The 17,068-nt window shown below is 38.6% G+C and carries 17 protein-coding genes, 2 tRNA genes and 1 pseudogene; 12 read left to right on the top strand and 8 right to left on the bottom strand.

Going from position 1 to position 17,068, the window contains the following annotated elements:
• The first annotated feature begins 194 nt into the window (after positions 1-194).
• The 7 genes from A994_RS10740 to pdxS all read left to right on the top strand — a co-directional run bounded on the left by A994_RS10740 (position 195) and on the right by pdxS (position 6,687).
• Entirely contained in the window at positions 195-1,328 is a 1,134-nt protein-coding gene (locus tag A994_RS10740; protein WP_004031606.1) for a trans-sulfuration enzyme family protein, read from the top strand.
• Positions 1,329-1,547: 219 nt separating this feature from the next.
• On the top strand, positions 1,548-1,742 hold the full coding sequence (locus tag A994_RS10735) for a MoaD/ThiS family protein (RefSeq protein ID WP_004031604.1): 195 nt from the start codon (positions 1,548-1,550) through the stop codon (positions 1,740-1,742).
• Between the two features lie 52 nt (positions 1,743-1,794).
• On the top strand, positions 1,795-2,517 hold the full coding sequence (locus A994_RS10730; RefSeq protein ID WP_004031603.1) for a HesA/MoeB/ThiF family protein: 723 nt from the start codon (positions 1,795-1,797) through the stop codon (positions 2,515-2,517).
• 47 nt (positions 2,518-2,564) lie between these two features.
• Entirely contained in the window at positions 2,565-3,719 is a 1,155-nt protein-coding gene (thiI, locus tag A994_RS10725; RefSeq protein WP_004031602.1) for a tRNA uracil 4-sulfurtransferase ThiI, read from the top strand.
• Between the two features lie 236 nt (positions 3,720-3,955).
• Positions 3,956-4,783, top strand: coding sequence for a sulfide-dependent adenosine diphosphate thiazole synthase (locus A994_RS10720; protein ID WP_004031601.1), 828 nt, complete (start codon positions 3,956-3,958; stop codon positions 4,781-4,783).
• Between the two features lie 198 nt (positions 4,784-4,981).
• A complete protein-coding gene (locus tag A994_RS10715; RefSeq protein ID WP_004031600.1) occupies positions 4,982-5,455 on the top strand; it encodes an MOSC domain-containing protein in 474 nt (157 codons plus the stop codon).
• A gap of 350 nt (positions 5,456-5,805) precedes the next feature.
• Complete coding sequence (gene pdxS / locus A994_RS10710) at positions 5,806-6,687, top strand: pyridoxal 5'-phosphate synthase lyase subunit PdxS (RefSeq protein WP_004031599.1); 882 nt, start codon at positions 5,806-5,808, stop codon at positions 6,685-6,687.
• A gap of 136 nt (positions 6,688-6,823) precedes the next feature.
• On the opposite strand, the gene A994_RS10705 is transcribed toward pdxS, so the two are convergent.
• The 3 genes from A994_RS10705 to A994_RS10695 all read right to left on the bottom strand — a co-directional run bounded on the left by A994_RS10705 (position 6,824) and on the right by A994_RS10695 (position 10,320).
• On the bottom strand, positions 6,824-7,456 hold the full coding sequence (locus A994_RS10705) for a hypothetical protein (RefSeq protein WP_004031597.1): 633 nt from the start codon (positions 7,454-7,456) through the stop codon (positions 6,824-6,826).
• A 472-nt stretch (positions 7,457-7,928) separates the two neighbouring features.
• Complete coding sequence (locus tag A994_RS10700; protein ID WP_004031595.1) at positions 7,929-9,371, bottom strand: MDR family MFS transporter; 1,443 nt, start codon at positions 9,369-9,371, stop codon at positions 7,929-7,931.
• Between the two features lie 358 nt (positions 9,372-9,729).
• The gene (locus tag A994_RS10695) at positions 9,730-10,320 is read right to left on the bottom strand and encodes a TetR/AcrR family transcriptional regulator (protein WP_004031594.1); all 591 of its coding nucleotides are present in this window, start codon (positions 10,318-10,320) and stop codon (positions 9,730-9,732) included.
• Between the two features lie 327 nt (positions 10,321-10,647).
• Between A994_RS10695 and A994_RS10690 the strand changes: the two genes are divergently transcribed.
• The 3 genes from A994_RS10690 (at position 10,648) to A994_RS10680 (ending at position 11,560) form a co-directional block, all read left to right on the top strand.
• Positions 10,648-11,298 carry a YkgJ family cysteine cluster protein gene (locus tag A994_RS10690; RefSeq protein WP_004031592.1) on the top strand — a complete coding sequence of 217 codons (651 nt, stop codon included), beginning with the start codon at positions 10,648-10,650 and terminating at the stop codon, positions 11,296-11,298.
• An 81-nt stretch (positions 11,299-11,379) separates the two neighbouring features.
• Positions 11,380-11,452 (top strand) — tRNA-Glu (locus A994_RS10685).
• A gap of 41 nt (positions 11,453-11,493) precedes the next feature.
• Positions 11,494-11,560 (top strand) — tRNA-Gly (locus tag A994_RS10680).
• A 132-nt stretch (positions 11,561-11,692) separates the two neighbouring features.
• Here the strand turns inward: A994_RS10680 and A994_RS13420 are convergent.
• A complete protein-coding gene (locus tag A994_RS13420; RefSeq protein WP_004031591.1) occupies positions 11,693-11,905 on the bottom strand; it encodes a hypothetical protein in 213 nt (70 codons plus the stop codon).
• 233 nt (positions 11,906-12,138) lie between these two features.
• Here A994_RS13420 and A994_RS13415 point away from each other — a divergent pair, with 233 nt between their 5' ends.
• Complete coding sequence (locus A994_RS13415) at positions 12,139-12,291, top strand: hypothetical protein (RefSeq protein ID WP_004031590.1); 153 nt, start codon at positions 12,139-12,141, stop codon at positions 12,289-12,291.
• 300 nt (positions 12,292-12,591) lie between these two features.
• Positions 12,592-13,119 (top strand): pyridoxamine 5'-phosphate oxidase family protein, encoded by a 528-nt coding sequence (locus A994_RS10670; RefSeq protein WP_004031589.1) that lies wholly within the window; start codon positions 12,592-12,594, stop codon positions 13,117-13,119.
• Positions 13,120-13,283: 164 nt separating this feature from the next.
• On the opposite strand, the gene fdhD is transcribed toward A994_RS10670, so the two are convergent.
• The 4 genes and pseudogenes from fdhD to nifS form a co-directional block, all read right to left on the bottom strand.
• Positions 13,284-14,078, bottom strand: coding sequence for a formate dehydrogenase accessory sulfurtransferase FdhD (fdhD, locus tag A994_RS13660; protein WP_202802587.1), 795 nt, complete (start codon positions 14,076-14,078; stop codon positions 13,284-13,286).
• Positions 14,079-14,120: 42 nt separating this feature from the next.
• Positions 14,121-15,278 (bottom strand): annotated as a pseudogene (locus A994_RS13655) (cysteine desulfurase family protein); the annotation flags it as partial.
• A gap of 82 nt (positions 15,279-15,360) precedes the next feature.
• Positions 15,361-15,759 (bottom strand): Fe-S cluster assembly scaffold protein NifU, encoded by a 399-nt coding sequence (gene nifU / locus A994_RS10660; RefSeq protein ID WP_004031587.1) that lies wholly within the window; start codon positions 15,757-15,759, stop codon positions 15,361-15,363.
• 44 nt (positions 15,760-15,803) lie between these two features.
• On the bottom strand, positions 15,804-16,970 hold the full coding sequence (gene nifS, locus A994_RS10655; RefSeq protein WP_004031586.1) for a cysteine desulfurase NifS: 1,167 nt from the start codon (positions 16,968-16,970) through the stop codon (positions 15,804-15,806).
• Positions 16,971-17,068: the final 98 nt, after the last annotated feature.

Raw genomic sequence — 17,068 nt, 5'->3', positions numbered from 1 at the left:
AGGTCCCTTCACCGTAACTTATATAAGATATAACAATTGTTATATAACTATCGTTATGATAAGTGGTGTTAAACATTTCATTAAATGAAAAATGCATCCGAAAAATGGAATAAATAGCCTAAATCCAATTTTATTCAACTTAAATTTATCATTAGACAAAATATGCAACTTAACAGTTTAAAGGAGAAAAAATAATGAGATTTAATACCAAATCTATACATTCAGGCAGAAGACCTGATGAAGCAACCGGGGCAATATCAACCCCAATATGTCAAACCTCAACATTTGTGTTTGATGGATACCAGAAACCCAAAGAACATGACTACACCCGGACCAGCAACCCCACAAGAAACGTACTTGAAGATACAATAGCTGCCCTTGAAGGAGGTAACCAGGGTTTCGCATTTTCCAGTGGAATGTCTGCGGTTGCCAGCGCCATACACCTTTTAAGTGCAGGTGATCATGTAATAAGCTGTGATGATCTCTACGGAGGTTCACATCGACTGTTTGAACAGATAATGACCCGTTTCGGAATTGAATTTACCTTCATACGACTCAATGATGAAGAAAAAATCCAGGATGCAGTAAAACCCAACACCAAAATGATATGGGTGGAAACACCTTCCAATCCACTCCTGAATATAACTGACCTGGAACTGGTTTCCAAGATTGCTCGTGAAAACGAGCTACTCACTGTGGCGGATAACACCTTTGCCAGTCCTTACTTCCTGAAACCAATAGATTTTGGTATTGATCTGGTGGTTCATTCCACCACCAAGTATCTTAACGGTCACAGTGATGTGATTGGTGGGGCCATTGTAACCACCACCGATAAACTGGCTGAGGACATTCATTTCATCCTCAATGGAATGGGGACTAATGCCGCGCCATTTGATTCATGGCTGGTTCTGCGTGGTATAAAAACATTACCCCTCCGAATGGAAAGACACGCCAGTAATGCCATGGCCATAGCCGAGTACTTACAGGATCATCCTCAGGTTAAGGAGGTTTACTACCCGGGCCTACCAAGTCATCCTGGCCATGAAATAGCCAGAAAACAGATGACCGGATACGGGGGAGTGGTTTCATTTAAACTCAAGTCAGATGTTGGAACATTTCTCCATGGTTTGGAATTATTTTCTCTGGCTGAATCCCTGGGAGGAGCAGATTCCCTGGTGGAACACGCTGCCACAATGAGCCATGCCTCAATGACCCCCCAGGCAAGGGAATATGCGGGGATAACAGACGATCTCATACGCCTATCAGTGGGCCTGGAAGATGTTGATGATCTGATTGAAGATTTGGATAAAGGTTTTGCAGCAGGATAACTTTCATATTCTGATTCCATATCAATTGAAAATTAACTAAAAATGGATAAGAGGTGTTTAAAATGTGATTTGAATTAAAATAATCTCACAGTGAAAATAGAATAGTTCAAAAGGATTAGATTTAATTAAATTGACAGAACATGGTAAAATTCATTGCAAAAAATTATCAAATAATGTTAGTTTAAAATACGACCAAATAAAGTATTGGTCGGTGATTAAATGAAAGTAAATATCAAAGACGAACCAACAAAGGAACTGGAAATTGACTCATCTTCGGTTAAAGAGGTTCTCAAGGAGCTTGAAATTAACTCCATGGAGGTGGTGGTTAAAAAGGATGATACCATAATCCATGAAGACCAGCTCTTAACCAATGAAGATGAGATAACCGTGATTAAAGTAGTGTTCGGCGGTTAAAAAATAAAACTAACGGTTAAAAAATGAAAAAAATATAATATGGGGATGTAACATGCTAACCAGTAGCGAAATTAAACGATATGTTCGTCAAACAATGATTTTTGGCGAAGAAGGACAGGAAAAACTTAAAAATGCAAAGGTATTCATTGCAGGTGCAGGAGGACTGGGTTCCCCTATATCAGTGTATCTAGCAGTGGCCGGAGTGGGAAACATAACCATAGCCGACCACGACATTGTGGAATTAAGCAACCTCAACCGACAGATCTTACATGGGGATGCAGATATAAACCGGAAAAAAACAGAATCAGCTGAAGAAACACTTACCAACTTAAATGCAGATATAAAAGTGAACATCATATCTGAAACCATCACTGAGGATAATGTTTATGATCTAGTTGGTGACTCAGATCTGATAGTGGATGCCATGGACAACTTCGACACCCGTCACACCCTCAATAAAGCTGCATTCAAGTTGGATATTCCCTACTTCCACGGTGCAGTAAGTGGATTTGATGGTCAGGCCACCACCATCATACCCGGTAAAACTGCATGTCTAAATTGCATATTCCCTCAAAGCCCCCCTAAATCAGTTTTCCCAATTATAGGACTTACACCCGGATTAATTGGAGTGGTACAGGCTACTGAAGTAGTTAAATATATTACGGGGGAGGGTGAGCTTCTGGAAAATGAGATACTTCTGTGGGATGGTTTGAGGTCAGAGGTAGAAAAAGTTAAAACCAATAAAAGGCCAGATTGTGAAGTATGTGGGAAATAGGTCTTAAGACCTAACTATTAAATTTTTTAATTTTAAGGAGTTTAAAGATGCTGGAGAAATTAATAATAGTTCGTTACGGGGAAATTGGAGTTAAAAGCCCGAAGGTTAGAGGACGATTCGAGCGAAAGCTCATAGAAAATATTAAAACTGTTATCAAAGACAAGATAGAGATAAAACAGGGCAGGATCTTCATTTATCCCCAGGATCTGGATAAAACCCTCGAATCCCTCCAGAAAATTGTGGGTATAGTTTCATACAGCCCAGCGGCAGTCACCCATACTGATCATGACTCTATAAAGGAGTTGATCGACACTTACACCAGGGAACTGGTAGCCCGAGGGGCCTTTTCATCAGATGATTCATTTGCAGTTAAGTGTAGAAGGGTGGGCAAACATGACTTCTCCAGTCAGGAAATGGCAGCTTATGCGGGTTCAGTGGTGTATGGAGTAACCGAATCCAAAGTTGACCTTTCAAACCCCGATTTCAGATTATATGTAGAAGTAAGGGATGATAAAACCTATGTATTCCATGAGAAAATACAGGGACTGGGCGGCTTACCCATGGGAACACAGGGAAAAGTCATAGCACTCGTTTCTGGGGGCATAGACTCACCAGTTGCCACTTTTTTAATGATGAAGCGTGGTTGTAGTGTTACCATGGTGAACTTTAACAACCATCCATTCACATCTGGTTCCAACGAAAAAATCCTGAAAATGCACGAAAAATTGAAAGAATACTCTGCTGGTTCAAAACTGAAACTTTACCAGGTTGACTATGGAGAATATCTGCAAAAGTGTAAGGATGAAGCTCCAGAAAGGATGACCTGTGTACTGTGTAAGAGTGGAATGTACCAGATTGCCGAGAAGATCGCCCGTGAAGAAAACGCCCTGGCCATTGTCGATGGAAGCAGTATGGGTCAGGTTGCATCTCAAACCCTGCCCAATATCCTGGCAACACGTTACTCAACTTCCATGCCAGTTTTAAGTCCACTTATTGGGCTGGATAAGGTGGAGATTGAAAATATTGCAAAAAAGATCGGTACCTTTGATATATCCATACTCCCAGATAGTGGCTGTTTGGCTGCCCCCAGGCATCCTGAAACTAATGCAGAATTACCACTGGTGCTGGAGACACTTGAAAAAATTGATGCTGAGGATGAGTTTGATAAAGCCATTGCAGGTATTAAATTACTTAAAAAATGATTTATCTTGAATGGTTTTTAAAAATCATTCCTGCTGATTTTTACGATTTAATATTTTTTTACAATTTTCCAACTGATTAATCCTACTGAGTTATTCCAACTGAGTTATTAATTTCAAAACTGGGCGCAATTTTTATAAGTAACTATAGTTATATAACAATTGTTAAAGATGGTCTTGTTGAAGTTCCCACTTCCGCAGGGAGTTTAAAAGTGAAATTATAACTAGGAGGAAGAAAAATGGAAATATTTTCAAAAGTTTCAGAAAAGGATGTGACCAAGGCAATTGTATCAGAATTTGCAGAAGAATTCATTGATTACATAGAAAGTGATGTTATCATCATCGGTGCAGGGCCTAGTGGTTTGATAGCCGCACGTAGACTTGCCCAGCAAGGTGTTAAAACCCTGATAATTGAAAGTAACAACTACCTTGGAGGCGGGTTCTGGATTGGGGGTTACCTCATGAACAAATTAACTGTCAGAGAACCAGGAGAACAAATATTAGATGAAATAGGAGTTCCCTACAAAAAGGTTCAGGATGGTTTATTTGTTGCCGATGGTCCACATGCCTGTTCTAAACTTATTGCCAGTGCAATGGATGCCGGTGCCAAAGTGGTTAACATGACCAAATTCGATGACGTGGTTATTCGTGAAGGTAAAGTTGCCGGAGTGGTTATAAACTGGACTCCAGTTTCGGCACTGCCACGCGCAATTACCTGTGTTGACCCGGTTGCCATTGAATCTAAAATAGTCATTGACGCCACTGGACACGACGCTGTGGTTGTTAAATCCTTGGAAGAAAGAGGAATGGTTGACACGGAAGGTTTCCAGGGAATGTGGGTGGAAAAATCAGAAGACGCCATTGTGGAGAACACCAAAGAAGTCTACCCCGGTTTACTGGTTACCGGTATGGCTGTGGCCACCACTTTTGGAAGCCCCCGTATGGGACCCACCTTTGGGGGAATGCTCCTATCTGGTGAAAGAGTGGCTGAAGTAGCCATTGAAAAGCTCAAAGGCGGAGTAACAACAACCTCAACAGAAAAGGGTGAAGTTAAAGGATCCAAATAATTATTGATAAATATCAAAATATTTTTAAATGTTAAAAATGGGCCAGTGGATAGATAAATCCATAAACCATTTTTTAAAGGATAATTTATAATTTTTAAGGGATAATCTAATAGATTCGTTGAAATCTTAGTAATAAAGCTTTAATAACACAAGATTAAATCTTAAGGTCGATATATAAATCCTATTTAAGTGATCTTCATGATAAAATCTGCATCCAGTGAAAATGTGAAAAAGTTTGAGTACGGCGAGGTAATTGCAGTGTGCACCAGTCCCCTGAAGCAGACCCGAAAGATAAACGTTAAAGAGTGCCTGGTTAAAGAAAACCATGGCCTGGTGGGTGACGCACATAGCAGTTCCCAGACCCACCGGCAGGTAAGTCTTCTAGCCCAGGAAAGCATTGATAAAATGAAGGATATGGGACTGGATGTGCATCCAGGGGATTTTGCAGAGAATATTACCACCTCTGGGATAGAACTGGTCACAATTCCAATTGGTACCAGAATCCAGGTGGGGGATTGTATCATGGAAATCACCCAAATTGGTAAAGAATGCCACAACCGCTGCGCTATTTACCTGCAGGCAGGAGACTGTATAATGCCCAGGGAAGGTATCTTCGCCCGGGCTATCACTGGAGGAAAGGTTAAAACAGGAGATAAAGTTAGGATTCTTTAAAGTCAAGATTCTTGAATTTTTAATACCCTAATTTTCAATATATGGCATAAAGTTCAAATATATTGCAAATAAGATGAATAACTAAGTAATCCTATTTTATTTCTTATTTTCAACTCATTTATCTTTTTTAAAACATGTCCTGTTTAAGCAGATCTGGATTAAAATGTTTCATAGATAATATTAGTAAGGTAATTTAAATAAAAAATTTCACAAATAACATGAGATCACGGATAAATATCTAAATAAACTTAATAAACAATATATTTATTTGAAAACACGTTTATATCTAATATAAAACTAAATTTAAGATAAATAAATGAAATTTAAAACAAATATAGGAGAATTTAAGAATGTTACATGGAACTGAAGTACTGAAGAAAGGTTTCGCCAAGATGACCAAAGGCGGAGTTATTATGGATGTTGTTAACGCTGAACAAGCTGCCATTGCTGAAGAAGCAGGTGCAGTATCAGTTATGGCACTGGAAAAGGTCCCTGCAGATATCAGGGCTGCCGGTGGAGTGGCCAGGATGGCAGATCCGTCCAAGGTCCTGGAGATCATCGATGCCGTGAGCATACCAGTGATGGCCAAGGCCAGAATCGGTCACTTTGTGGAAGCACAGGTTCTGGAAACCCTGGGAGTGGACATGATCGATGAAAGTGAAGTCTTAACCCCAGCCGATGAAAAATACCACATAGACAAAAAACAGTTCACCATACCATTTGTATGCGGAGCCCGGAACCTGGGTGAAGCACTCCGGAGGATTGATGAGGGAGCAGCCATGATCAGGACCAAAGGAGAAGCGGGTACCGGTAACGTGGTTGAAGCTGTGAGGCATATGAGGGTGATTCAGGGAACCATCCGCGAACTTGCCAATAAAACCGAAGAAGAACTGTGGAGTGTTGCCCGGGAACTGGAAGCACCTCTCGAACTGGTTAAAGAAACACAAAAACAGGGAAGAGTACCAGTCGTCAACTTCGCAGCAGGTGGAATAGCCACCCCAGCCGATGCAGCCCTAATGATGCAGCTAGGGTCAGATGGAGTATTCGTGGGCAGTGGTATCTTCAAATCAGAAAAACCAGAACTAGTTGCCAACGCTATTGTAGAAGCCACTCACAATTTTAAAAACGCAGAAGTCATTGCAGAAGTCAGCCGGGACCTGGGAAGTGCCATGCCTGGACTGGAAATAAGCGAAATACCTGAAAATGAAAGGTTACAGGAAAGGGGTTGGTAAACACCCCATATACTTTCTTTTAAACTTCTGCAGTTCTTTAAACAATGTTTATTACAAAATAACAACACTTATTACAAAAAATAATTCTAATTCTAATTTAATTCTTTACATTAGTATGAAAGTTTAAAGGGAAATTTTAGGATGATATTCTTGTTTTTAAATATCCCCCGATCCATCCACAAACAGCCCCATTAACAACTCCTAATATAGTAAATGGAATTAAATAAAGAAACGAGCCAGCGAAGAGACTTCCTAAAAAGAATGCAATAGCACCGGTAATCACCGCATTTTTAGTTCCTACGATTTGGTCCCTGAAGAAATAACCCATTGCCACTAAGAGTATAAAAACTAACAGAGTGAAAACACCCTTCGTATAGGTTAATAGCATAGTTATTACCAGGGCTACAGGTATTACTAGGGCCCATCGAATGTTACGGAAATTGAGCTCATTTTTTATGGAATTTATAAGGCCTATGAGGCCAGCTTCTCTACCATACTGTGTATTACCATAATGGGCGTTGTTATAATTGGTGTTATAATTCTTATTCCAGTTATGAGTATTGCGAATGCGGTATCGGTAGTTATTCCAAAATTGAACAAAAGGAGTTTTTAAATTATACCAAAATTGAATCAAACGGTTTTTTAAATTGAAATTTCGTAGCGAAAAAACTGATTGCACCTTGTTTCGTATAATCTCACTTTTAGGACTTTTTTTTCGGGATTGAGACCTGTTTCCAACTGGGATCAACAATATCCAAATTTTCAACATACCTTAGTTTACCACCACAATCACAGGAATCAACAAAATCTTTTGCAGAATCACCTGATTGGAGTTTATAGTAGCTTTTACATTTACCACAGATTAAATAACCCATTTCATCACCAATAGCCAATAAAGACTATAACTCATTTTAAGACCCAATATTTCCTATTTAAAACTCAATATTCTTAATTTAAGACCTAATATCATTTATTAAAAGCCTAATATCCTATTTTTTAAAAATTGGTTAACCGGAATGTTAAAAGGTAAAATATGTTAGATATTGTTTAGATCTTGAGATCTACTGTTTTTAATATTTTTTAGGTATTTTAAGGGTTTAGCTATTTTCGTTAAAATGTTTAGTTAGATTGTTCCAGTTAGAGTGATCTAGTTAAATTGTTCTGGCATAAATATCTGTGCAATTATCAAAAAAGATGAATTAAAAAAACGAAAAAAATCCATCTTTTTACCTGAATCTCTTTTATGCAGGGTTTTCACGTTTTAAGAATAGTGATAGAATAAAAACCACTCCTAATACTACTGCAGCTATTAAATATGCAAAATCCACTCCAGATACCAGGGCCTGGACCTGTTGTGCGGCAGTTGGATTGGTCAGATTCTGAAGGTAACTGTTCTGTCCAAAGGACATGAAGCTTACAAATAGAGCAGAACCAATTGCACCACCCATCTGCTGTAGAGCAGTCATTATAGCTGAACCCGAAGCATAGTACTTGGGAGGGAGGGTTCCCAGGGTGTGTGTCTGGTTGGGTGCCATTACCAGGCTGGTTCCTATGAAAAAACAAACCAGTATTAGTACAATTACCATGAGGAGTGTTGATACTGAAAGGAATGAAAGCATCACCATGGAAATACACATGATAGCAAGTCCAGAGCTGATCACAATCTTAGGACCATGCCCATCATAGATACGACCCGATACAAGTGATAAAATACTATTCAAAATACTTCCAGGTAGCAGGATAAGACTGGCAATAAATGATGTGACTCCAAGGGCACTCTGCAAGTAAATGGGCAGTATAACCACCATTGCAAATATTACCATAACATTAACCATGGTAATTACAATTCCTATGGTGAATGAAGGATATTTAAACGTGCGCAGGTCCAGCATAGGTTCTTTCATGGTTAACTGGCGAATTGCAAATAGTATTAAGCTAACCATACCCACAATTAAAGGGATTGACACGTTTGGACTTAATCCATTTTCTCCCATACCACTTAAACTAATTACCACTCCTCCAAATCCAATTGCAGCAAGTATGACCGATAGAAGATCTAGTTTAGGATGACCTACTTCTGTTACATTCTTTAAGAATGCTATTCCAGCAATTGCTATGGCAACGAAAAAGACCAGTACCATTACGAAAAACCAGTGCCAATCCATATATCCCATGAGGAAACCCATGAGCACCGGTGCTATTGTCGGGGCGAACATTACCACCAGTGTCACCATTCCCATTGTTGCACCTCTTTTTTCAGGGGGTATCAAAATAAGCACGGTGTTAAATATTAGGGGTACCAGTATACCGGTTCCAATTGCCTGTATAACCCGTCCAACAAACAGAATTGGAAAGTTTGTTGAAAAACAGGCCACAATTGTTCCTGCAATCAAAAATCCCATTGAAGCTGTGAATAATTTTCTGGTGGAAAACCGTTCAATGAGAAATGCACTGATAAGAAATACAATACCCGAAACATAAACATAAACTGTAGTTAACCACTGCACAGTTCCAGCGGAAATATTAAACTGTCCCATTATATGTGGAAAAGCGATGTTTAATGCAGTTTCATTTAGCATTGACATGAACCCACCAACCAGCAGCAGAATTAAGATTCGGTTGGTGGTACTTTTACAGGGTTTAATTTTATTAATAGTGTAGTTTTCATTTTGAATTGATGACATTTGAGTACTCCTGAAGAATTAAATAGATCTTTTACGGCGAACAACATAACATGATAAATTTTGGATAAAATTCTATTGCACAAACTGGTTTAGTATAAAATTTCTCGTATTAATGAGCCTAATTCAGCGGGTTAATGAGCCTAACGAAGAAAACCCCAATATTTAGAAATTTTTTGATACAAATATGGACATAATAATAGACCGGTCTATATAATAATGTTTTTAAAAATTTGATTTAAAGGAGAGTTTTAAGGATTAGGTAAGAAGAATTTTTAAAATGGTTTAATTAAATGGTTTAATAGAAGATTTACCCATAATCTCGTAGATAAACTTCCCAATAATCCATTAAAAAGGATTTTTAATGTTTTAGTACAATGGGAATCTGTTCGGCAATCTTCTGAATAGGTGCATCACTATTTGTGGTTAAAGACATGATTATGGCCCCTTCAACCATGGATTGAATAACCATTCCCAAGGTCTCTGCCTTTTCCTGGTTGAAACCACCTTCCACCAACTTCTCAGTGTAAACCTTTTGCCATGCATTGTAAGCAGATTCACATGCTTTTCTTAATGTTTCATTATTTGCATAGGTTTCCAATGCAATTAAATTAACAGAAACTTTTTTAGTACTTTTAATGGAATGTTTATCGTCTATTTCAGAATTTGAATTGTCTACAATCTTTTCAATGGATTTTTTGATGGATTCAGCAGGATCATCAATTTCTGCCAGACCATCCCTAATTGTTTTTTCAACAAAAACATTGGTCAAATTTATGCATTCTAAAGCAAGTTCTTCTTTTCCCTTGGGAAAATAATAATACAAAGAACCTTTAGGAGCATTGCTTTCCCTTAAAATCTGATTTAAACCTGTGGCATGATAACCCTGCAGCTGGAAAAGACGCGTAGCAGCGTTAATAATTCTGTCCCTTGTACCTATTTCTTCATCCATAATAACAAAACCATTAATAATCAGTCACTAATTATAATGACCAGTCTATATATCCTATTTTTATTTAAAGTAAAAGTGATATTTAAAGGTGATGATCAAATGAATTATTCAAAAAAAATCATTAAAAATATTTTAATAAAGAACTTATGGGCTGAATTATCCTGATTTAATGGTCTTAAGTGATTTAACACTTAAAATAAATTTTAATATTAGAATTAATTATTTAAATCATCAAACCATATTATCCAATGAATTAGTTTTGATGAATTGAGTAATCAGAGTTTATATCTTGATTTACAATTTAACAAACAAAGTGAGCGCCTGCCAATGTTAAGAGATCTCCTTATTGATAAAGAACTGTTTGAAACCCTCAGAGAAAAGTCTCTGGAGTCGGATGAAGGTGGAATGAATACCACTGAAGAGGTTGAACTCCTGGAGAAAGCGGTCTTCAATCGATTGAAAAAGAAAAGATCGGTTAAAAAGTACAAAAAATTAGGGGTCAGTAAAGGGGACCTTAAAGAAATAATTCAGTTGGCAGACATCATCAGTTTAGATGCAATGGGTGGCCCATCAAATTATGAGTTGGCCAAGGAACATCAAGAATGGTGTCTCATTTGTGGAAGATGCTGCAAGGAATCTGAATCCATTTTCATACACAAGGATGAACTCAACCTGCTGTTAACCTTCAACCCTGAACTGGAGAATGGAATCATCCACAATAAACTCTACCCCGAACACTTCGAACTCAAAGATATCAGACCGTGTAAATTCATGGATAAAGAGACCCATAAATGTGAGATCTACGACTCCAGGCCACAGGTCTGCAGGAGTTATCCTCTTGTACTCATTGAATCCAATGGTAAAGCAAAAAATATCATTAATATACGTTACAAATGTAATTATACCATTAATTTGATTCTGGAAAAGTCAATGATACTCTTTGATGAGGCTATAAGAAGATTGGAAGAGAAAAGGTAATGGTTTACCAGTTATAATCTATAATTTGCCCTCCGAAAGGTTTATAGATATTAAAGCCAATTATAACAATAGATTTGTAAAGCTCCGTTGAGGTAGTCGGCAATCCTATCGGACTCTCGATCCGATTACAGGGGTTCGAATCCCCTACGGAGCACTAACAAGAATAATAAATAATAACCGAAAATCATCATTAGCGACTTTAGTCCAGCCTGGTTAAGACTTGGGCTTCCCAAGCCTGCAATCCGGGTTCAAATCCTGGACGTCACATTTACTATTAATATTAAAAAGAATGACTACCTACTAACTTTCAAAATAGGAAGACCCTGTACACACCATAGTTTAATATTAGTGGTTAATAGTTGGATGATAAGTTTGTTACAATTTAATTAAATTGTTACCACCCTTCTATCTTTTTTACTTCTTCCAGTATTTCAATACACTCTGTTATTTCATCAGTAGGTTCTAACTCCCCAAGTATGTCTATGACCTGGTTAATTCGGGCTATACTTCCAATATTCATAATTTTTTCTTTTTCAAGTTCTATATCGTCAAATCCTTTTAGTTTTACCATTTTATCCCTCATATCTTTTTTAGAGTGGTATTCCATCTATTCTACTGTTGTTTGAATATCAATTATTGTGCCTGTAATTAAATCAACCAATTTATATTCATTATTATACCTTCCAGCGGTTAATGTATTTCTGTTTTATTCTGTTTCATGGTTGTCTCTGTTATCAATATTCTCCTTGGGCAGTTTAGGCAATAACTGCACACCCCAAAAAATAAATCATAACTCCAATAGAAAAATATATACTAATAAAAATGAGGGGGTATTTTATAATGGCTGAAACATGCATGACTGAAAGTGAAGTTGAGGTGTTCGTAGACAACTTCAAAGGAATGTTATGGGATGATATGGACGATGCTTTGAACTGTATGTCCAAAGAAGATATGGTTGCAGTAATAAAAGCTTTGAAAAAACGTTTTGGTTAAATAAAAATATATTTCTATTTTTTTGAAAAATCAATCCCATCCCAAAAAAAAATCGTTTCCGATGATTCTATTGATAATTCTAAAATTTTCTCAATTATCTTAATTTGTAGTTATCATTCAGAATATCATTATTGACTTAACAGAATCGCATTAAAAAAAACTTTATATACAGTGATGTTTAATTAATAATCGGAAGTATGCTTCCTTATTCCACTATGAGGGATGAAAAAAATAACTTAAATAATAACAAAAAAGTTGATTAACACTGCTAAATGCTATGAAAAATGAGGATGTCCCTTTATGAATAAAATTAGATACGTGCAGAGAGACTGCAAAGATAAAGAGAAAATTGAAAATTTCCTAATCGAGACCAGGACTGGGGTAATTGGAATGAATGATGATGATTTTCCATACGCTGTTCCGGTGAACTTCGTGTGGTATGATGGTTCAATATTTTTCCATGGAATGGGTTCTGGGAAAAAAGTAGACCTCCTTTCATCAGAACCACCAGTCTGTTTTACAGTGTATGAAGAGTACGGAACAGTAACTGATCCAATGCTTTGTCATGCTGACACTTCCTACATGAGTGTCATGATCTTTGGCAAGGTGGAAAAGGTTGTTGATTTTGAAGAAGCAGCTTCAGCTCTTCAGAAACTGGTTGAAAAATACACCCCTGGTTATTACAAGAAGCCATTAACCAGCAAGCTGATTGAAAGTTATCGATCCTCCTTTGATGATAAAGCGGTTTCTGTTTATAAGTTAACACCTGAAGATATGACCGCCAAAGAAAACCAGGCCGATGAAAACGAAATTTTCAAAAATGAATGAAATATGAATTGGAAATGAGGGTGTCGTTTCCCATTGGGTGCGACATCTATCATTATCTAATTACAAACTAGCATTATTAAATTACAGAAATCTAATAACAGAAATCTTAGAAGAAACATTATCAAAAAAAACTTCAATTTTTATAAAATGTTCTAAAAAAATGTTTATTCCATCAATATCCTCTGGGGATTAGTGTAAATATTAAATCTATTCCCTCTTAAAAATCCGATCATGGTTATCCCTGCCTTAAAAGCCACAGAGTAACCAGATGAAGTTGGTGCAGCATTGGATGCTATTATAGGAACTCCCACCCTGGCCAGTTTTATCATCATGTCCGCAGGCATCCTGCCACTGTAAACCATGAAGGTTTGTGAAAAATCAACATTCTCCATTGCAGAGGCTCCAATAACTTTATCTGCAGCCACATGCCGGCTGACATCTTCACGGGAAATGAATTTATCCTGATAGACCATACCCGCAACATGCGCACCACCTGTATTCTGCCATACCTTGGCTTCATCCCTTAATTTTTCAATGGCCCAGAAGATATCATCCTTTGTGACAGTAAATTCAGATTCCACCCGGTTTATGGTTTCAATTTTCCGTCTCCACCCACCGAAACAATCCGAGCCCACCACTAGATCCTTTATATCAAAATCTGCCAGGTCGATCTCCACGTTAATATTCAGCCCGTCAATTTCTATCTTCTTTATACCATCAACACTTGCAACCAGACCTTCACCGAGAAGGTAGCCGGTGGCAAATTCTTCCAGGGCCTCCGGGCTAATGGAAAAACTCCGTGAGAATTTTTCATTGATAATCAGATTAACCTGTTCGTCAATGACAATTTCATCATCCCCAGTTATTAAACCGGATTTTTTATTATTATAAGAATTTTTACCATGAAAACTCTCTTTAGAGACAGCAGTGTAACGTTTTATAGGAACAATTTCAGTCATTCCCTTGACACTTGCCGGTGCTCTCAAAGTTTCCACAGCTTCTTTAATTGCTTTAACTGCCAGATCAACATCTCTAGAGGTATTATCTTTTCCCAGGGTTACCCTGAGGGAGCCATTGGCATCCTCCTCATCCAACCCAATGGCCAGTAGAACATGGGAAGGTTCCACCTTTTTGGTTGAGCACGCTGATCCAGTTGAAGCATCCACTCTTTTACTATCCAGGAGGAAAGTTAGAGGTTCTCCCCTGACACCTTTGAAACTGAAATGTGCATTACCCGGTAATCTTTTACTCAGGTGGCCATTTAACTGTACTTCGTCAATTCTTTCCAGGACTTCCCTGATGAGTCTATCCCTTAATTGGGTGATATAATCCCTGTTATGTTCCAGGTTTTCATCTGCAATCTGGCAGGCTTTACCCAACCCCACAATTCCAGGAACATTCTCAGTGCCGGGGCGCATACCCCTCTCATGACCGCCACCGTGGAACAATGGTTCCAGTTTTACTCCTTTGCGGATGTACAGTACACCGGCTCCTTTAGGTCCGTATAGTTTGTGGGCAGAAATGGATAATAAATCAACATTCATGTCTTCCACATTTACCGGTATTTTACCAACACTCTGCACTGCATCGGTGTGGAAAACAATGCCTTTCTCACGAGCAATCTTCCCAATACGTTTAATTGGCTGGATTGTGCCAATTTCATTGTTGGCATGCATAATCGTGATTAAAATGGTTTTATCAGTGATTGATTCTTCCACATCAGCTACATCAACAATACCATCACCATCAACTGGTAAAAAAGTAACCCTGAATCCTTCCTGTTCCAGGTGTTTACAGGTCTCAAGAACAGCGGGGTGTTCAATGGATGAAGTTATTATATGATTTCCATTATTTTTCAAACGATTTGCAATTTTAAAACGATTTACAGTTCCGAGTATTGCCATGTTGTCTGATTCTGTACCTCCACTGGTGAAGTACACTTCATCTGGACTGGCACCTATGAGTGATGCCACCTGTTTGCGGGCCTTTTCAGTGGCTTTTTTAGCCTGACGACCCAGTAAGTAGAGGGTGGATGGATTGCCAAAGTTATCTTTAAAATAGGGTTCCATTGCTTCCCACACCTCAGGGTCTAAGGAAGATGTGGCTGAATGGTCCAGGTAAACCCGATGCCGGTTCTGGTTAGGTGAGTATTTAGTCATACAAAAGTGAGGTTAGGGTTATTCAAGCCTTTTTTTAGTGCATACTAGGATTATAGCTTTATGTTTTTTTTAAAAAAAGATGTTATTCTGAGGTTTCATCCTCAGAAGATTCTCCGGCCTGTTTCTTTTTGTAGTCTTCAATGGCTGCTCTTAATGCATCTGCTGCCAGGTTAGAGCAGTGCATCTTCACTGGAGGTAATCCTTCCAGTTCTTCGGCCACATCATCCCTGGTGATCTTCAGTGCTTCGTCTAATGTTTTTCCAATTGCCATCTCAGTGATCATACTACTGGTGGCTATTGCTGCTCCGCAACCGAATGTTTTGAATTTTATATCGGTTATGACATCATCTTCTACCGTGATGTAGATGGTCATCAGGTCCCCACACACTGGGTTTCCTTCGGTTCCCACACCACTGGCATCTGATATTTCACCTACATTCCGGGGGTTGGAGAAATGGTCCATTACTTTTTCACTGTACATATTCCATCACCTGCTTATTTTTTATTATTAAGTATATTTTATTATTAATTTTCTTTGGCTGGACACCAAAGTGGAGACATGCTTCTTAATCTTTCAACTACTTCACCAATTGCAGTAATAGTGTAATCAATATCTTCGGTAGTGTTTTCAGTGCCCAGGCTTATGCGGAGTGATCCGTGGGCATCAACTTCTTTGAGTCCTATGGCCATCAGGACATGGGATGGTTCCAGTTTTTTGGAGGAGCATGCAGAACCTGTGGAAGCGTTGATTCCCTTGGCATCCAGTTGCAGTACCAGCGATTCTCCTTCTATACTACTGAAACGGAAGTTGGCATTGTTGGGGAGTCTTTTGGTGGGGTGTCCGTTGAGGTATGATTGCTCAATGGTCTCCAGAACTCCTTTTATTAACCGGTCCCGGAGTGAAGAGACGTATTCCATGTTTTTCTCCAGGTTCTCTTCGGCAATCTGGCAGGCCTTACCCAGTCCCACGATTCCAGGTACGTTCTCAGTTCCAGGACGCATACCCCTCTCGTGACCTCCACCGTGGAGTAATGGATCTACCCTTACTCCTTTCTTGATGTAGAGTGCTCCGATTCCTTTGGGTCCGTAGAGTTTGTGGGCAGATATGGATAACATGTCCACATTCATATCTTCGACATTGACTGGTATTTTACCCACGCTCTGCACTGCATCGGTGTGGAAGTAGATTCCTTTTTCCCTGGCCAGGGCCCCGATCTCTTTAATGGGCTGGATAGTGCCGATTTCATTGTTGGCATGCATCACTGTGATTAAAATGGTTTTATCAGTGATTGCTTCTTCCACATCAGAAACTTTTACTATACCTTCTTCTCCCACCGGGAGGTATGTAACTGTGTATCCGTTTTTTTCCAGATATTTACAGGTTTCTTCCACTGCAGGGTGTTCAATGTCACTGGTGATGATGTGGTTGCCCTTGTTTTTAAGTCTGCTGGCAGTTCCCTTGATTGCTATGTTATCTGATTCTGTACCTCCACTGGTGAAGTACACTTCTTCTGGTTTGGCACCGATGAGTGATGCTACCTGTTTTCTGCCGTTTTCCATGGCAGTTCTGGCTTCCCTTCCCAGAGCGTATAATGTAGAGGCGTTTCCAAATGATTCTGTGAAGTAGGGTAGCATGGCCTCCAGGACTTCCGGGTTAACGGGTGATGTTGCAGAATGATCCATATAACTCATTGTATATCACCTAGTTTTTTTATTAATACTTGAATAACCTTTATTAATAGTGAATAATTCTAATACTCTAATCTAATATTATATGGGGGTTAAAATTC

The organism is Methanobacterium formicicum DSM 3637 (assembly GCF_000302455.1).
In the GTDB taxonomy this organism is placed as follows: Archaea; Methanobacteriota; Methanobacteria; order Methanobacteriales; family Methanobacteriaceae; genus Methanobacterium; species Methanobacterium formicicum_A.
This window is presented reverse-complemented; position numbering and strand designations above follow the sequence as displayed.

What these genes read in the sequence shown, in the direction of transcription:
- nifS (WP_004031586.1), bottom strand. Translation starts at nt 16,970, where the DNA reads ATGAGTTATATGGATCATTCTGCAACATCACCCGTTAACCCGGAAGTC.
- A994_RS10730 (WP_004031603.1), top strand. Translation starts at nt 1,795, where the DNA reads ATGCTAACCAGTAGCGAAATTAAACGATATGTTCGTCAAACAATGATT.
- A994_RS10715 (WP_004031600.1), top strand. Translation starts at nt 4,982, where the DNA reads ATGATAAAATCTGCATCCAGTGAAAATGTGAAAAAGTTTGAGTACGGC.
- pdxS (WP_004031599.1), top strand. Translation starts at nt 5,806, where the DNA reads ATGTTACATGGAACTGAAGTACTGAAGAAAGGTTTCGCCAAGATGACC.
- A994_RS10705 (WP_004031597.1), bottom strand. Translation starts at nt 7,456, where the DNA reads ATGTTGAAAATTTGGATATTGTTGATCCCAGTTGGAAACAGGTCTCAA.
- thiI (WP_004031602.1), top strand. Translation starts at nt 2,565, where the DNA reads ATGCTGGAGAAATTAATAATAGTTCGTTACGGGGAAATTGGAGTTAAA.
- A994_RS10740 (WP_004031606.1), top strand. Translation starts at nt 195, where the DNA reads ATGAGATTTAATACCAAATCTATACATTCAGGCAGAAGACCTGATGAA.
- A994_RS10695 (WP_004031594.1), bottom strand. Translation starts at nt 10,320, where the DNA reads ATGGATGAAGAAATAGGTACAAGGGACAGAATTATTAACGCTGCTACG.
- A994_RS13415 (WP_004031590.1), top strand. Translation starts at nt 12,139, where the DNA reads ATGGCTGAAACATGCATGACTGAAAGTGAAGTTGAGGTGTTCGTAGAC.
- nifU (WP_004031587.1), bottom strand. Translation starts at nt 15,759, where the DNA reads ATGTACAGTGAAAAAGTAATGGACCATTTCTCCAACCCCCGGAATGTA.
- A994_RS10690 (WP_004031592.1), top strand. Translation starts at nt 10,648, where the DNA reads ATGTTAAGAGATCTCCTTATTGATAAAGAACTGTTTGAAACCCTCAGA.
- A994_RS10720 (WP_004031601.1), top strand. Translation starts at nt 3,956, where the DNA reads ATGGAAATATTTTCAAAAGTTTCAGAAAAGGATGTGACCAAGGCAATT.
- A994_RS13420 (WP_004031591.1), bottom strand. Translation starts at nt 11,905, where the DNA reads ATGGAATACCACTCTAAAAAAGATATGAGGGATAAAATGGTAAAACTA.
- A994_RS10670 (WP_004031589.1), top strand. Translation starts at nt 12,592, where the DNA reads ATGAATAAAATTAGATACGTGCAGAGAGACTGCAAAGATAAAGAGAAA.
- A994_RS10735 (WP_004031604.1), top strand. Translation starts at nt 1,548, where the DNA reads ATGAAAGTAAATATCAAAGACGAACCAACAAAGGAACTGGAAATTGAC.
- A994_RS10700 (WP_004031595.1), bottom strand. Translation starts at nt 9,371, where the DNA reads ATGTCATCAATTCAAAATGAAAACTACACTATTAATAAAATTAAACCC.
- fdhD (WP_202802587.1), bottom strand. Translation starts at nt 14,078, where the DNA reads ATGACTGAAATTGTTCCTATAAAACGTTACACTGCTGTCTCTAAAGAG.